We start from the raw sequence: 16,268 nt of genomic DNA, 5'->3' as shown, positions 1-16,268 counted from the left end.
CCGGAGGAAGGGGGAAGATTACCGCCGGAGACGTGGGGGCACCCGGTGGTCTGACGAAGAAGAAGCTTCGCGTCTGGCTGCCCGCCCTCAATCCAAGCGGCGGCAAAGGTGGCTATTCTCGCGGACCACCCGACATGACGACCTCCCGATCGAAAGTGCCCCTCCCCTGGCTCCGGCTGGTGCTGACGTTCGGCGCCTTGGCGGTGATGACCCTGCTGCTGATGCAGGTGCGGCTCCGCATCCATTCCAGGGCGGCCGGGCCCTCGCGAGACGCCGTGCTCTCGTTGGAGCCGCCGCTCCCTTCCTGGCTGCCAGCCCCCACGTCGCTCGACATCTCCGGACGCTGTGCCCCGCACATCCGGCGTATCGAGCTCTCCCTGGGTGGGAGCCCGCTCACCGCCGAGTGCTCCTCCGGGCGCTTCCACTTCCAGGGGGTGGCGCTCGCGCCAGGCCGCAATGTGCTCCAGTTCTCCGTGGGCACTCCCCCGAGCGTGACGGTCCAGAGCGTCGAGTTGCTCGGCATCGCGCCCCCGCGCCGTGTCCTGAGCCTGCGAGCCGTGGAGGAGGGCGCCCTGCTGCGCGTGGAGTCCATCTTCCCCCGGGAGCAGGCCTCGTCCCTGGGCTTGTTGGCGGACGACACGAACGAGGCCCTCGCCCGCGTGTTCCAACCTGTCCTCCTCAACGCCACCCCGGTCGACCGCCTCGTCCGACGAGGGCCGCACACGCCCACCCTCACCCTCGGTTCTTCCGAGGTCACGCTCTCGAAGTCCATCCCACTGTCGCGCCGCGCCTACCCGGTCTTCGAGACGCTGGTGCTCCGTTCACGAGATGGCTTTCCCTTCTCGCGCGCCACGGACGAGTTCATCATCGAGAGTCCGGGGCTCGCGCTGCGCTCGGTGACCCCCCTACCAGACTCGATGGAAGGCGGGGTCGGCAGGTGGAAGGGCACCGGACAGGCCCCTGGGCGCGAGACGGAGATCCGCCTTGCCTTCTCGGGCGAAACGACCTCCCTGTGGCCCGTGAGCCGGTTCTCCCAGCAACTGGCGAGGCCGCGTGCGGCCCTCCCCTCCTTCCTGCTCACACCCGGCCCGGAGCTGCTCCTGCTCGTCGCGGCCTTCTTCCTGCTGGCCCACCGGCTGACCCGGACCGCGCTCCCCTCGCCCTCCCCGGTTCCCCACCGCCTCGTCCAGCTCTTCGACCCAGAGCTTCCCCGGGCCGGGCGCACGCGGCTGCTCGCGGAGTGGCTCGTCGCCTTCATCCTGGTGGTCCCCCTCATCGAGTTGCTGCGCCCGCTGGTGGGTCCGCCGCGGCGTCTTCCCCCGGGCCTGTGGCCCTTCGGGGTGATGCTGGTGACGCTGGTCGGGACGCGGCTGGTGCGCCGGCGCTTCCCCGCCTTCCACTCGCGGTGGGGAGGTCTTCTCTCCTCCCCCTGGAGGGCCTCGGCCCTCCTGCTCGGGGTGACGGTCCTGCTGCCCTCGCCCTCCGAGCACGCCCTCTGGGGGCTGCGGCTGTTCATGGCCTCCAGCCTGCTCGGGCTCTGCCTCACCCTCTTGGTGCTCCAGCCCTCCGGCCGGGCCTGGCCCCGAGGGGAGTGGGGCTGGTTCGTGCTGCTGCCGGGGCTGATCGCCTATGCCCTGGCCATGCCCGCCCTGCGCGCCCAGGCCGAGGCGTCCCACCTCCCCATCGTCTGGGAGGCGCTGCGCTCCTCCACGGCCCTTCCGGAAGTCCTGGGGCATGCCCTGCTGCTGGGGCTGTTGGCCTTGCTGGCCAGCGCCACCGAGCAGCGGGAGCCGGGGCCCATTCCGTGGGTGGGGGCCCTGCTCTTCGCGATCCACGGGATCGGCCTGCACGACAAGGTGGGGGGATGGGCGCTTCCCGCCCTGCTGGGTCTCGCGCTCTTTCCCACTGTCCTGCTGCATCCACCCGAGCGACGCCAGGCCCTGCTCGCCGGACGGGACAAGGTGCTGTCCCTGCGCAAGCAGTGGCTGGAGGAGCTGCCCCTGACGTGGCTGCAACAGATGCACGCCGCCCTCGAGGTGCTCGGCACGAAGCTCGCCAAGGGGGAGCTGTCGCTGGACGACTACCGGGAGCGCGCATCGAAGCTCGAGCTGCGGATCGCCGAGGTCGAGAAGAATTTCTCGCTCGAGGGAACCCCGGCCAGGGACCTGGTGTTCGCACATGGCCCCCTCGCGGGAGACTGGGAGAACGCGAAGCTGGCCATGCGCCTGGGGAGCCTCTTCTTCCTCCCGGTGACGCTGGCCTACTCGGCGTGGGGGCTGACCCCTTCCTTTTCCTGGAAGGGTCTGGGCTTCCTGCTCATCTTCTACACGGTCAACGTCCTCGCCTCGGCGGCCCTGTTCGGGTTCTTCTTCTCGAGCCTCCGGGGACGCACGGGCCTGCGCAAGGCGCTCTGGCTCTGCCTGGTGACACAGCTCTGTCTGTTGCCCTCGTGGCTGGAAGTGCTCTCGCGCACGAACGACCTCGTGCTCTTCGTCTTCTCGATGCTGCACTCGGTGATGATCTTCCTCCTGCTGGGGTTGTGCTTCGACGTGTGGGTGGCACGCGCGGCATGGGGCGACCGTTTCCACTGGCGCACCTTCCTCGGGCTCTCGGGCCTCACGACGGTGGCCGCCTCCCTGTCCCTGCTCGGCGCGAGCCTGGCCACCACCCTCGGCGCGGCACTGACGGGACAGCTCTCCAGGACGGTCGTGCAGTTCGTGGGCATGACCGTGGGGGGCATGACGGGAGGCGGAGGACCCGCGCCCTGACACGGCTCGGCGGACCCTGTTCAGCCTGGTGCCAGTATATGGATATTCCCAACCGTCATTGGCCCAGCGCCCGGGACGCTGGTTGACTGATGGTGGATCCGCCACGCGGGCAGTGTCATGGGCTCGCCTGCCGCGCGGCGCGGGAGAGACGCAGATGTCGGAAGAACGAAAACCCATCCACACCGCCGAGAGCGATCAGGATTGGGCGGACCTGCTGTCGCCCGGACGGCGCCAGTTGCTCGTCAACACCGGACTGGCCGCCGCCACGCTCCTCACCACCGCGTTGTCCACCGACGCGCTGGCGGCCGAGCAGGCCAGGCCGACTCCCGGTGCGACGCCACCACCGGCACCCCCTCGCCCCACGCCCGGCCAGAGCCCGTGGGGCTATGAAACCTACAAACAACCCACACCGCGCCCGGTCAGTCTACGCCCGGGAGAGAGCACGCTGCCCACCACGCCGCGCCGGTACACCGACATCAAGAGCTACCACGCGCACGTCTACTTCGACGAAGACACCCATGAAAAAGCGGCGCTGATCCGCAAATGGGCGGCCGAGCGCTTCAACGTCGAACTGGGCGACTGGAACCTGGAACCGCGCGGCCCTCATGTCACGCCCTCGTTCTATTTCGGCTTCACCAATGACCTGGTTCCCATCATCATTCCCTGGCTGCAGCTCAACAGCCTGGGCCTGACCATCCTGTTGCATCCCAATACGGCGGACCCGCGCGCGGATCATCTGTACTACGCGCTGTGGGTCAATCGCTCGCAGCCGGTGAACGCCTATCACTGGCCGAAACCCGAACCGGGCAAGGAACCCGAGATCGAGCAGATCTACCCCAACACCCGCCCCAGCGTGAAGCTGGAGCGCTGAGCGTGGCGTGTCATCCCAAGGACGCGAGGCGCGACACCGCGGTGAACTCGGACCACGAGGGCACCGCCCCCCAGTCCACCGCCTCGCCCGCCAGAGCCCTGCGCACGTCGAGCGGGTCGACCCGCGGTGCCACCCCGGCGATGAAATCCATGGCGAAATTGCACAACACCTGATCGCGTCGAAGCACGATCCAGGTGGTGCAGACCGGCAGCAAGCCACCCAGGGAAATGACCTTCAGGTCACGTGCGTCGTCGGCCAGCACGGCCATTTCCGCCAGGATGCCCACACCCAGCCCGGCCCGCACGTAGGTCTTGATCAAGTCCGCGTCCAGTGCCGTGCAGGCGAGCATGGGCGTGTAGCCGGCGAGCTGGAAGGCCTGGCGCAGGGTGGACTCGGGCCGCAGCGCCGATTCGTAGGTCACCAGCGGACAGGCGGCGAGGTCGGCGATGGTCGGCGACCGCTTCAGCGTGGCCAGCGGATGCTTCCTGGGCACCACCAGCACCCGTTGCCACTGGAAGGCGGGAACCGCCACGCAGCCCTGTGGCGTGCCCACGGCACTGACGATCGACAGGTCCACCTCGCCCCGCCCGACCCACTCCAGCAGGTTCTTCTCGTCGGCCGGCAGCAGGTGCACCGCGACGGACGGATAGGTCCGACGCAGGCGTGCCACCGCCGAGGGCAGCACGAAGCGCGCCTGGGTATGCGAGCTGGAGATGCGGAGCTCGCCACTGTCCTGGTTGCGGTGGTTGGCGGCCAGCGCCTGGATGTTGGCCTCCTCGAGAACCATCAGCCGCGCCCGGCGCACCACCTCGTGGCCCGCATCGGTCAGGTGCTCGAGGTTCTTTCCCCTGCGGGTGAACAGCTGCAGGCCGAGTTCGTCCTCCAACAGCCGGATCTGCTTGGAAATGCCGGGCTGGGTGGCGTGAACGCGTTCAGCCGCGCGGCTGATGTTGAGGCCGGCGTCGACGATGGCGATGAGATAGCGGAGTTGGGTGAGCGTCATGGCTTGCCTGCATGGGGTCCACGGGAATCGGCACGAGGGAGCACGAGTGCCGACAACACCCCATGGGGACGGGCTTGCCGCCCTCTTCGTCAAACGCCTCGCTCACGACCGCCATCCTCACCGCATGTGGATCGAACGTCGACCCATCCGTTCTCACGATACTTGCAACATCCGAGGGAAAATCAAGGCGACAAAGGTGTCGTGACGAGTCGCTTGACACCTTTCCCGCCGACACCTTTCCCGCCCTGAGCGTCTTCCGGCGATAACGGTGGCCTACGACGACTCGGACACATCCTGGATGGCGCGCACGCTCACCGGAACGTGCTTGTGGTACGGCGTGCGCGCGAGCGGATCGCAATGCTCGCTCGCCGTGAGGCGATTGATCTGCGGGCCGTTCGGCTCGCCCCCGCGATAGCGCATGCCGTATCCGTGGGGAATGATGACCATGCCTGGACGGAGCATCTCGTCGAGTTCGATGGTGACGGGGAGCTCACCCGTCGCCGAGGTGCAGAGGGCTCGCGCGCCTTGCCGCAACCCGAGCGCACGCGCGTCGTCGGGGTGCATCCGCATGGCACCGTCGAGGTCGGTCTTCCGCCACGCCGGATCCCGGTAGATCTGGTTCGCGTTGTATCCCCGGCGCTCGCCGGCGATCAGCACCAGGGGGTGGTCCGCCGGAGGCTCGTCGCGAAGCGCGTGAAGCGCCTGGAGCATCTCGGGGATGTCGAGATGGATGCGCCCGTCACGGTGCCGGATGAACGACCACGTGTCCTCGAACTCATGCCGGGTGACCAGGGTTCCCTCCGCGCGCTCCAGAATGGCGTGGAACAACGACACGCCCAACGTGAGCCGGTTGCCCCGGTGCCCGGCACGACGCACGGCGGCGGGCTCCTGGTTCGCCAGCTGGAGGGCCAGGGCGAGCAGGGGCGCCGCCGCGGCGGGTGGAACGCGCGAGGCGCTCGCGCGGGGGGTCCGGAGCGTCGGTCCCAGGGCGCGGTAGATGATGGACGCGGCGAAGGGCCGAAGGCGGGGCTTCTTCACCAGCAGGGCGCCCATCGCCGCGAGGAAGACGACGTGCTTCGTCGCCGCGGGCTCGCGCGTGGCGATGCGTCGCAGCAGTGGGAAGGACGTCGGGAGTTCTCCCATCGCCTCGAGCAGGCGCGTGTAGATCTCTGGCTCCGGCAGGGCCTCCGCCCGCGGCGGGAACACGGGGTGGCGCAGGTGGAACGCGTTGTCCGGGAACTCGAGGTTGAAGCCGGTGCACTCCCACTTCTCGAACTGCGTCGCCGCGGGCAGGACGTAGTGGGCGAGCCGGGCGGTTTCCGTCATGGCCACGTCCACGACGACCAGCAGCTCGAGCTTGGAGAAGGCCCGCTCATAGGCGGCGGTGTTCGCGCCCGTGAGCGCGGGGTTGGCGCTGTCGACGAACATCGCGCGGATGCGGTCCTCTCCCTCATGCTCGATCTCGCTGGGCAGGATGTTCGGCGGATAGATCCCGGAGATGGGATGCATCTTGTGATGGGCCGTGCGGGGGTGCCGGCTGTCCCGCTCGTCGGTGTGGCCGAGCAACGGGAGGAAGAACGAGTGGAAGTTGTTCCCTCCTCGTTTGCCGAAGTTGCCGGTGACGAGGAACAGCAGCTTCTCGAGGTAGGAGTTGAGCGTGCTGTGGAGGCTCTGTTGCAGGCCGAGGTCGATGCGCACACAGGCCGTGCGGGCCTGGGCGAACCCCCGGGCCACGCGCTCGACGTCGGCGAGGGGCACGTCGGCCCGGCGAACGTAGTCCTCGACCGGTATCGAGCGCAGCTCCGCCTCCAGCGCGTCGAAGCCGGTGCAGCGCCGCGCGAGGAACTCGCGGTCATGCAGGCCCTCGCGCACGATGATGGCGAGGATGGCCGCCATCAGGAACGCGTCGGTGCCGGGGCGAAGCTGCAGGTGGACATCCGCGAGGCGCGCGGTCTCCGTCTTGCGCGGATCGACCACGACCATCTGGCGCGCGGGATCCTTCTTCAGCTCGCGCAGGGTGTCGCGTGCGTTGGGGATGCCGTGCGCCTGGAACGGGTTGGTGCCGATGAACAGCACGAAGTCCGCGTGCTCCACGTCCTCGGTGAGGTGGCACCGCTGATCCCCGAAGAGCCGTCCATTGACCCAGAAGTCGCCCGTCTTCTCCTGTGCGAGGGCGCTGTAGACGAAGCGGCTCTTCATCGCCTTCGTGAGCTGCCGGCTGTAGGCGCCTCCCAGGTGGTTGCCCTGGCCACCGCCGCCATAGAACGCGAACGCCCGCCCGCCGTGCCGTTCGCGGATGGCGATGAGGCGCCTGGCGATGTCCGCGAGCGCCTCGTCCCAGCCGACGCGGACGAAGGAGCCATCAGGCTCGCGTCGCAGCGGATGCTCGAGGCGGTCCGCGTTCTCCTGGTAGTGCTGCAGCCGCGCGGCCTTCTGACAGAGGTAGCCCTTGGACACCGGATGCGCTTCATCGCCACGAATGCTCGTGAAGCGTGAGCCCTCGACTTCGACGCGGAGTCCGCAGTTGCGGGAGCACAGGATGCAGGCGGTCTGTTCGGTGGTCATGGGGGACCCTTGCCAGGAAGATAACGAACGTTATCCTCGTGGGCACCCCATGCGCCATCCCCCTGAACAGAAGTCGCGGTCCCGTGAGAAGCTCGTACGCGCCAGTGCCTCGCTCGCCAAGCAGCAGGGGTTCGCGGGCAGCGGAGTGGATGCGCTCGTGAGCGCGGCGGGGTTCACCAGCGGCGCGTTCTATCGGCACTTCGAAGGGAAGGACGAGCTGCTGTCCTCCATCGTCGAGACGGAGCTCGAGGCGACGCGCGCTCGCTTCTCCACGCTCGAGCCGCGCAACGAAGAGCAACTGCTCCTCGCCCTCGACGCCTATCTCAGCCTCGCGCACGTGCGGCATCCGGAGGCGGGATGCGTGCTGCCACCGCTCGCCTCGGAGGTGGGCCGCGCTCCGCACGAGACGAAGAAGGTGTTCGAGCGCGCGCTTTCGGAGCTGATGGCCGTCCTCTCCGAGAAGGTGGGCGACTCATCGGCCGCCTTCGCGCTGCTCAATCAGTGCGTCGGGGCGGTGATGATCGCGCGTGGTCTCGCGACAGATAACGCGAAGCACGAGGTGCTCGCGGCCGCACGCCAGAGCGTACGCGCTAGCCTCGCTTCGCTCCGGATGCGGCCCCCTCCCCAAGGGACGTTTTGATACCGAAACTCAAGGCCCGGGAAGCGCGTGCGCGTCGGCCGCGCCCTCCAACGCCGGGAGCGTGAAACGAAAGGTCGAGCCGGATCCCACCTCGCTCTCCACCCAGATGCGGCCTCCGTGGTGCTCGACGATGTCACGGCAGATGTAGAGCCCCAGCCCCAGCCCTCCGAAGCCCGAGATGGGGGCGTTGCGCGCCCGGAAGAAGCGCTCGAAGAGGTGGGCCTTCTGGTCCGACGGGATGCCGATTCCCCTGTCCGTCACCGAGACGAGGGCCTGGCCACCATAGCGCTCCACCGTGAGGCGGATGGTTCCCCCCATGGGGCTGTACTTGATGGCGTTCTCCAGCAGGTTCACCAGCACCTGGGCGAGCCGTCCCCGATCCCCCTGGATGGTGAGCGTCTCGTCGGGCTCCTCGTACTCGAGCGTGTGGTGAGGACTGACCGGGCGGAGGTCCGCGAGCACCTCGCGGGTGAGTTGCTGGAGCGGCACGGGCTCGTGCCGCAGCTCCAGCCGTCCCGCCTGGATGCGCGAGGTGTCCAGCAGATCATTGATGAGCCCGGAGAGCCGCGCGACCTGGGCGAGCGCCTTCTCCACATGTTGGAGCGGGAAGGGCTGTCCGGACACCGCCCGCTGCCGCAGCACCTGCAGATGGAGCTTGAGGGGGGTGAGCGGAGTCTTCAGCTCGTGGGAGGCAATGGACAGGAAGTCATCGCGCACGCGAATGGCTTCCTCGGCCTCGTGCAGCAGCCGCTCGCGCTCCGCCTGTGCACGGCGCTCCGTCGTCACGTCCCGGTAGCTCCAGACACGGCCGATGATGGTGTCTCCCAACCGCTGGGGGCGGGAGTAGCGCTCGAGAATGCGCCCATCGCGCATCTCGATGGTGTCGTGGCTCTCCTGCTCGGGAGCCGTGCGCAGCGCCAGAACCCGTTCGCGGAACTGCTCCGGATGCTGGACCTGGGTGAGCGCGTACCTGAGCATCTTCTCGCCGTCCCAGTCCTTGCGGAACTCGTCGGACATCCGCCAGAGCTCCAGGAACCTCCTGTTGTAGGCCGTGACCCGCCGGCGTTGGTCGACCACCACCACCCCGTCCGCGGTCGATTCGAGGGTGGCGCGCAGGAGCGACACCATGTGCTCCAGGTACTCGCGAGCCCGGCGATGCTCGGTGATGTCCACCATGATGCCGCGCAGCTCGCGAGGGACGCCGTCCTCGGAAATCACCGTGACGATGTCGCGCAGCCACACGACGCGCCCATCCGCGGCGATCATCCGGTACTCGAATTCGTGCGCCCTGCACTCCATCGCCGCCTTCATACAGAAGGCCGGAGCCCAGTCCTGATCCTCGGGGTGCAGGTGTTTCACCCAGAAATCAGGCTCCTGCATCCACTTCTGGGTGGAATAGCCCAACAGGCGCTCGGCCTGCTTGCTGACGAACGTGAAGCGGAACCTCGCATCCGTGGACCAGACGATGCCATCGACGGTGTCGGTGAGTTCCACGTGCTCGCGCTCGGAGCGAGTGAGTTCCTGGGCCACCTCTTCCGGCGTTTCCCCCAGCAACGGACAGGTGGTGGACGGTGACTGGAACACGGGCCGCGCGGCGGGAACGAGGACTCGAACGGTGCCGATGAGCTCTCCCCCTCCATCCGCCGCGGACTCGACGGCGCTCAGCTCGACGGACAGGTGAACGAGCCTTCCCTGCGTCGCCTCGGCACGGAACTCGACCGAGCTCGACCCACCTGTCCGGATGACCCTCCGCCAGGCCTCCAGCACCCGGTCGAGGTCCTCCGGGTGCACGAGCCGCTGGACGAAGTCCCGTGCCTTGCACTCCTCCAGGGAATGGCCGAGGGCCTGCAAGAGGGAGGGGCTCACCCAGCGCAAGCGGGGGAGAAGGCCACCTCCGAGCCAGAGCATCGGAGAGTCCGGCGAGACACTCGCCGGGTCGGTCGCCTCCAGCCCTGCCTCGCTCCACTGCGTATCGGCCATGTCTCCCTTCTTCCCCTCCGCCTGTCGCGATGTCCTTGGCAATCAATACGCACAGCTCGCCTGGAAGTCCCGGCCGCTCCCTCGCAGGCCAGCCGGAAGGACCCCTCGCTCGCCTCGACGACCATGAATGACACGAACCAAACATCGCGACGGACAGCTCCCGATGCCGTGGCGCCAGCCAACGACTGTCAGACCGCTCCCTCATACCCAGACATGCGGCCAGGACGCTCCCTGGCCGCGCGGTCCGAGGTCACCCCGCCGAGCCCATCATGCCCAAAGCCCATTCACTGACGGAAGGAGACTCGCGCGCCCAGGTGGGCTTCACCACCTTCGGCCCGGTCCACCTGCTGCAGTTGCTCCTTCCCCTACCAGGGCCACGGACCGGGGCGGATCCAGGCCGGCGCTTCACGCCGTGAGCGTCCAATAGAAGCGCTCGTTGTCCTTTCCCTTGTTGTCGAACTTCCTGATGCGCGCCCGGCCGATCTCACCGGAGCTCCAGAGAGAGCGGAGACCACCCGCGGTCAGCTCACCACCTGGTAGGGCCTCATCATCTCGTGGTCCTCATGCGAGAGGATGTGGCAGTGCCAGGCATACCGCCCGGGCCTGTCGAAGCGGGCGACGATCCGGGTGACCTCACCCGGGAAGGCTTGCACGGTGTCCTTCCAGCCCTGCTCGTCCGGCGGAGGCGGTTGGACCCCCCCCACGGAGACCTGGGTGAGGTCCAGGATGCCACCCGTGCCTTCGCTCTCCCCGGTGTGAGGGTCGAAGTGTTCCTTGGGAGTCACCGCGCCCTCGGCCACCGTGAGGGGAGCCCGGCCGAGCACCTGGAAGTGGACCATGTGCAGGTGGATGGGGTGGGCGTCCGCCGTGACGTTGTAGATCTCCCAGACTTCCACCGTGCCCAGGACGGGGTTCTCGGTGATGGGCTCGTCCCACAGGAAGGTCTCGAGCCGTTGGGGCTGAACCTGCCCGCCGAGCAGCGGCCTGATGCGGCCGAATCTGTCCGTTCCCTCGAAGAGCAGCACCTTGCGCTCTCGCGTTGCCGTGAGCGGCTGGAGAGGGCCATGTTTGGGGCGCAGTGTGCCGGGAATGCCGCCCGGGAGCGCCTTGCGCACCTCCGCGGAAGGCCAGGGGCGCCCGCGCAGGGGAAGGCTCACGTCGAAGCGCATGATGTCCCGGGTGGGATCCTCCGGCGCCAGCGGATCGCCCGCCGGGAAGGGGACGGGCGCATCATTGTGGAGGGTGAGCCGCGCGCCCTCCAACCCCTTGAAGTCAATCACCAGATCCCTGCGCTCTCCGGGCGCGAGAATGAACGGCTCGTCGAGCGGCACCGGGTGATCGAGCAGACCCAGTTCCGTGCCCACCTGGAAGACGCGGCCGCGCATGTCCTGGTTGAAGAAGAGCCGGTAGAAGCGCGAGTCCGAGCCATTCAACATGCGCAGGCGGTACTGGCGAGGCTCCACCTCCAGCCGCGGCCAGGCCATGCCGTTGACCAGGATGAAATCGCCGAAGAACTCCGGAAGCACACTGGGGAAGGGGGCCGTCGTGTCGGGCGGAGGCGTCGCCGGATAGAAGAGCTGGCCCTGGTCGGTGAACATCCGGTCCTGGATGGCGAGTACAATCTCATACGGCCCGCTCGGCAACACATTGAGGGGCATCAGCAACTGCTCGTTCTCGTCCCGCAGCAGATAGAATCCCGCCAGGCCGGCGTAGACGTTGAGGCGGGTGATGCCGAGCGTATGGTCGTGGTACCAGAGCGTCCCCGCCTCCTGGGTGTTGTCATAGCGATAGAGTTGCTTGCGCCAATCAGGTCCCCGTTCCAGATAGCGCTGGGTGAACCAGGCCTCGGGTAGCCCATCACTCTCGGGCTCGGTGTGGCCACCGTGCAGGTGGGTGACCGTGGGCACTCCGAACCCGGGACTGGCCAGATGGATGCTGGTGTCGACGGGCAGCAGGTGTGCCCGCGGAAACGGAAGGAGGGGCCGAGGCAGGGTGTTGCGCCACTCGACCGCCAGCGGAACGTTCTTGAAGGCCTCGAGAGTCGAACCGGGATAGCTCGCCTTCTGGCCCCGCAGTCCATAACCCCAGACCGTGGTCATGAGTTTGCTGCCGGAGGGACTGGTGAGCCCCAGCCATTGCTGGAGTTCTTCCATCTGCACATGGAGCTGGCCCACGCGGGTGGCGTCCACCCGCCGCGGGAGCGGGAGCAGATTCACGAAGCGCTGCCCGGGTGGCGGGGGCGGCAGGAGGAGGTACGTGTCAGCGTGGGCCTGCTGGCGAAGGACATCCGGCAGCAAGAAACCTGTACCCACCGCCGCGCCAGCACGCAAAAAACCTCGCCGATTGATCATGAGGGCCTCCGTTCGAGAGAGCCCCAACGTGCCCCAGGCCTTCTCCCGCGACTACCGGCTGACAGGGTGAGCACGCCGTCCGATAGTCGCTCTGATAGCGCTTACGGAACCCAGCAGTTCGCGCTGAGCAAGCAACTTCAGGTGTAGGGGGCGCGGAAAGTGGTGACGCCAGCGCCCCGTCGTCGAACTGCTGCTCGGATTGCAATCCCAACTATCAGCAATGCATCAACAACCATACGCCGAGCTGGCCCTGCACCCCAAGCCCGGCCTCGTCAGTCCGCTCGACTCGGGCAGCCATGACGACATGGACATGGGCACCTTCATGCGCAGCCTGTTCTCGCTGCGCGGCTACTTCCGCGACATCGCCGCCGCGGGAGCCGGGGGCGCGGACTTCCCGGTGCTGCGAGCGCTCGGCCTCGACGCGGAGCGGCGGATGCTGGCGGCCACCGGAGGCATCAACACCCACCGGGGCGCCCTCTTCAGCCTGGTTCGTGCACCACCAGCGACGCGGGGCGGAACGGACATGAGCCTGGGAATCCTCTGCCCGGGCCAGGGCGCGCAGCACCCGGCGATGCTCGAGCCCCTGAGCACGCAACCCGAGGCCCGCGCGGTGCTCGACGCCGCGAGCGAGGTGCTCGGAGCCAGTCCCTGGACGCTCATGAAGGGGCCCGCCGAGGCGCTCTATGTCAACGCCCTGGCCCAGCCGCTGCTGTGCGCCGTGCAACTGGCGACGTGGACGGCCCTGCGCTCCCGGCTGCCCACGCCGCGCGTCTTCGCGGGCTACAGCGTGGGGTAGCTCGCCGCCTACGGGTGCGCGGGAGCCCTCGACGCCGGGGAGCTGTTCACGCTCGCCCAGGCGCGCGCCCGGGCGATGGATGGCGCGGGTCCGGCGGACAGCGGCATGCGAGCGGTGCGGGGCCTGTGCCGCAAGCGGCTGGAGCCCCTGCTCGAGGCGCACGCGGTGCACCTCGCCATCGTCAACGGCACGGGCCGCTTCGTCATGGGAGGACGGGAAGAGGACTTGCGGCGGCTCGAGCCGGAGCTCTCCGCCCAGGGCGGCTCGGTGACGGTGCTTCCGGTGCACGTGGCGTCCCATACGCCCCTGCTGGCGTCGGCGGCGCGCGCCTTCGGCGAGCTCCTGGCCCACAGTGGCCTCCGGGCACCCGGCACGCCCGTGCTCGCGGGCATCGACGGCTCGCCGGTGTCCACGCGCGAGCGGGCGCTCACCATGCTGACGCGGCAGGTGGCCGAGCTCATCCTCGCGGGCCTCGGCGCGACGGCCCTGTGCGCCGCGGGCACGGCGCTGCTCAGCCGGCTCGGCCGCCCGCCTCCCTCTTCCCGCGAGGAGCCCCTCGCGCCGACGTCCCATTCCTGAGCCGAGGTCGCCATGCACGAGCTTCAATCCATCCTGAGCAAGCACGGGCTGATCACCGCCTTCGCCCTGGTGGGCGCCCTCATGTGGGTATCCAACCTGATCTCCCGCCACCTCACCCGGGGCCAGGTGCACGGCTCGGCGATCGCCATCCTCCTGGGGCTGGTGCTCGCGTACGTGGGCGGAGTGCTGACGGGCGGCAACCAGGGCCTGACGGACGTGCCCGTCTTCGCGGGCGTGGGACTGATGGGCGGCGCGATGCTGCGCGACTTCGCCATCGTGGCCACGGCCTTCGAGGTGAACGTGGTGGAGGCGCGCCGGGCGGGCCTCATCGGCGTCCTGGCGCTGGGCCTGGGCACCGTGCTGCCCTTCCTCGTGGGCGCGGTGGTGGCTTGGCATCGCCACGGGGGTGTTCAAGGCCGTGCTCGTCATGGTGGGCACGCCGTTCGCGGCGAAGTCCATCGGGCTCGACAACCCGCGCTCCGCCATGATCTTCGGCGGCTTCATGGGCACGGTGAGCGGGGTGACCGGAGGGCTGGCCGCCACGGATCCCAAGCTCGTGCCCTACGGAGCGCTCACGGCCACCTTCCACACGGGCCTGGGCTGCCTCGTGGCGCCCTCGATCCTCTACTTCATCGTCCGCGCCCTGGTGGGCTGAGTGGGACCGGGCGTGATACAGCCCGGAAGAAAGCCGAGAGTCTCCTCTCCCCCTTCCCGACGAGGGCCCCGCCATGGACACCGCACCCCTGCAAGACATCGCCGCGCCAGAGGGCATCTGCTACGGCTGTGGCAGCAACAATCCACACGGTCTGCACATCAAGAGCTATTGGCATGACGACGGCATCCACGTCATGGCCAGGCACCTCCCCGAGGCCAGATACACGGGTTGGCCCGAGCTGGTGTACGGCGGTCTGATCGCCATGCTGGTCGACTGCCACTCGAACTGGACCGCCATGGCCTACCACTACCGCGCCGAGGGGCGCGAGCCCGGTAGCCTGCCGCGGATCGAATGCGTCACGGGCCACCTGGGCGTCAAGTTCATCAAACCCACGCCCATGGGGGTGCCCCTGCTCCTTCGCGCGCGCGTCGAAGGCGAAGTCGGCCGCAAGAGCCGGGTCCTCTGCGAGGTGCATGCCGGCGATACGCTGACCGCGGTGGGTGATTCGATCTTCGTCCGCGTGGATACCGGGAAGCTGAAAGAGGCGGCGCACGGCCGAGGCGCCTGAGCCTTCCCGCCCCTCACGCGTCCCCGGGGCTCGCGTGAGCTGCCGGGGCCGCGGGTGTCGTGCTCAGGATTTCGTCGGCTCGAGCGCGAAGAACATCCCCGACTGGTAGATGTCCTTGCCATCCACGGGCCCCACGGGCAAACGATTGTTGGTGATCCGCGGATCATTGGTGGCTTGCGCACCCGTCGGCCTCCCATTTTTCATCACGTCCATCTTGGCGTTCTGCTGGAAATCCTGGAACACCAGGTTGCCGTTATACTTCTCGGCCTGGACCCAGTGTGTCTGGTTTGCCTCGGATCCGAACACCATCACCCCGAACCGGGTCCCGTTGGGATACTCATTCATCCGCTTGATCAGCTCGTTCTTGGGGTAGGGAGCCGGCTCGTGTCCTCCCGGGACCTCGGAGTTTGGCTTCAGCGGCGTATCCTGCTTGAAGGTCACCTTGTTGGCGGGGTCGCCGGCATATTTTTTCAGATAGCTACCCATCCCGTCGAGCTGCCCCTTGAAGTCGTAGGCCGCCGTCGCGTTGTCCGGATTCTGCGCCGGATCCGACCAGACGGTCATTTCCTGCGAGGCGCGTTTTGCATTGTCACTGAGGGAGGCATGTTTGGAATAATTCTGCTCGATGTGGTCCTTGGCGACATCGCTCGCGGTCTTGTTGGTCATCGCGCCCACGGTGCAAAAGCTGCAATTGAGTAGGTGCGTCTGCTTGCCGCCCTGGTAGAGCGGCGAATCATTGATGGCAGGAGGGCGCGCATCCCGGAACGCCTTCAGAGAAGCGCTCCCATCAGGCATTGGCGGTTGATGGATGGGAGAATTCTTGGCCTCGTCCTTCAACGCTGCCTTCTGCTCACTGGACACGGTGGACCCGAAGAGTCTGTCGAACGGATCCGCTGGCCGGGTATTGAAGACGGGTCTGCTCCCCGAGCTGGCCTTGGGCATTCCCAGAAGTGGGGGGGGAGGCGGGCCCCCCGAGAGATTGGGCATTCCCGGAGGAGGAGGCGGGCCCCCCGAGGCCTTGAGCATTCCCGGAGGCGGCGGGGGCGGAGGCGGGCCCCCCGAGGCCTTGAGCATTCCCGGAGGCGGCGGGGGCGGAGGCGGAGGCGCGCTACTGAAGGTATCCTTCACGTGCGCCGAGGAGGTGGACGCGCTCGCCTGGGTGCTGGAGGCGGGAACCTCGGTCTTGACCTCGTTCTTGGGGGAGGCCGGCGCGGAGGAGGAGCTGCTGGAGTTCGTTCGGACCCTGGGGCCGGCGGGGTTGACAGTGGGCATGGACCTGCTCCTGGGAAGGCAACAAAGCTCAACATTATCGTTGAGCGCGGAAGCGCGATCAAGTGCACCCGGGGCACGCGGCCAGCCCGCCCCCGTGTGGCTCCGTCAGGCGGACGCACCCCGTGGGCCCATCTCAAATTCTTAGAAAGTCCTGCCTCGTCGGCCTCGAGTGCATAAGGCCGCGTGGAAAGGCGTATCAGGAGCGATGCTGTCCCCCCCC

General features: G+C 68.0%; 12 protein-coding genes and 1 pseudogene. 8 read left to right on the top strand and 5 right to left on the bottom strand.

Translation table 11 applies throughout. The features are described 5' to 3' along the window. Positions 1-134 precede the first annotated feature (134 nt). On the top strand, positions 135-2,768 hold the full coding sequence (locus D187_RS46610) for a hypothetical protein (RefSeq protein WP_155894048.1): 2,634 nt from the start codon (positions 135-137) through the stop codon (positions 2,766-2,768). A gap of 154 nt (positions 2,769-2,922) precedes the next feature. After that, positions 2,923-3,639 carry a DOPA 4,5-dioxygenase family protein gene (locus D187_RS46605; RefSeq protein WP_002627193.1) on the top strand — a complete coding sequence of 239 codons (717 nt, stop codon included), beginning with the start codon at positions 2,923-2,925 and terminating at the stop codon, positions 3,637-3,639. A gap of 10 nt (positions 3,640-3,649) precedes the next feature. Here D187_RS46605 and D187_RS46600 read toward each other — a convergent pair whose 3' ends face one another. Together D187_RS46600 and D187_RS46595 are read right to left on the bottom strand one after the other, a co-directional pair. Next, a complete protein-coding gene (locus D187_RS46600) occupies positions 3,650-4,642 on the bottom strand; it encodes a LysR substrate-binding domain-containing protein (protein ID WP_002627192.1) in 993 nt (330 codons plus the stop codon). A gap of 273 nt (positions 4,643-4,915) precedes the next feature. Beyond that, positions 4,916-7,207: a molybdopterin-dependent oxidoreductase gene (locus tag D187_RS46595; RefSeq protein ID WP_002627191.1), complete on the bottom strand. Its 2,292-nt coding sequence runs from the start codon at positions 7,205-7,207 to the stop codon at positions 4,916-4,918. A 49-nt stretch (positions 7,208-7,256) separates the two neighbouring features. Here D187_RS46595 and D187_RS46590 point away from each other — a divergent pair, with 49 nt between their 5' ends. After that, on the top strand, positions 7,257-7,847 hold the full coding sequence (locus D187_RS46590; RefSeq protein WP_002627190.1) for a TetR/AcrR family transcriptional regulator: 591 nt from the start codon (positions 7,257-7,259) through the stop codon (positions 7,845-7,847). Between the two features lie 9 nt (positions 7,848-7,856). Here the strand turns inward: D187_RS46590 and D187_RS46585 are convergent, their stop codons facing one another. Further along, positions 7,857-9,827, bottom strand: a complete 1,971-nt coding sequence (locus tag D187_RS46585; protein ID WP_002627189.1) for an ATP-binding protein — start codon at positions 9,825-9,827, stop codon at positions 7,857-7,859. Positions 9,828-10,096: 269 nt separating this feature from the next. On the opposite strand from D187_RS46585, the gene D187_RS56155 reads away from it, so the two are divergent. Then, positions 10,097-10,243: a hypothetical protein gene (locus D187_RS56155; protein WP_002627188.1), complete on the top strand. Its 147-nt coding sequence runs from the start codon at positions 10,097-10,099 to the stop codon at positions 10,241-10,243. Between the two features lie 105 nt (positions 10,244-10,348). On the opposite strand, the gene D187_RS46580 is transcribed toward D187_RS56155, so the two are convergent. Continuing rightward, entirely contained in the window at positions 10,349-12,178 is a 1,830-nt protein-coding gene (locus D187_RS46580; protein WP_002627187.1) for a multicopper oxidase family protein, read from the bottom strand. Between the two features lie 220 nt (positions 12,179-12,398). On the opposite strand from D187_RS46580, the gene D187_RS57310 reads away from it, so the two are divergent. The 4 genes and pseudogenes from D187_RS57310 (at position 12,399) to D187_RS46560 (ending at position 14,776) form a co-directional block, all read left to right on the top strand. Further along, positions 12,399-12,974, top strand: coding sequence for a triphosphoribosyl-dephospho-CoA synthase (locus tag D187_RS57310; RefSeq protein WP_002627186.1), 576 nt, complete (start codon positions 12,399-12,401; stop codon positions 12,972-12,974). A gap of 105 nt (positions 12,975-13,079) precedes the next feature. Then, entirely contained in the window at positions 13,080-13,553 is a 474-nt protein-coding gene (locus D187_RS51405; protein ID WP_155894047.1) for a hypothetical protein, read from the top strand. 12 nt (positions 13,554-13,565) lie between these two features. Next, a pseudogene (locus D187_RS46565) lies at positions 13,566-14,208 on the top strand (hypothetical protein). A gap of 73 nt (positions 14,209-14,281) precedes the next feature. Then, complete coding sequence (locus tag D187_RS46560; RefSeq protein ID WP_002627183.1) at positions 14,282-14,776, top strand: PaaI family thioesterase; 495 nt, start codon at positions 14,282-14,284, stop codon at positions 14,774-14,776. Between the two features lie 63 nt (positions 14,777-14,839). Here D187_RS46560 and D187_RS56620 read toward each other — a convergent pair whose 3' ends face one another. Next, positions 14,840-15,613: a hypothetical protein gene (locus D187_RS56620; RefSeq protein WP_162159765.1), complete on the bottom strand. Its 774-nt coding sequence runs from the start codon at positions 15,611-15,613 to the stop codon at positions 14,840-14,842. Between the last annotated feature and the right edge of the window lie 655 nt (positions 15,614-16,268).

Source organism: Cystobacter fuscus DSM 2262 (assembly GCF_000335475.2).
In the GTDB taxonomy this organism is placed as follows: Bacteria; Myxococcota; Myxococcia; order Myxococcales; family Myxococcaceae; genus Cystobacter; species Cystobacter fuscus.
The sequence above is the reverse complement of the archived record's forward strand: the minus strand, read 5'-3'. Positions and strand labels throughout refer to the sequence as shown.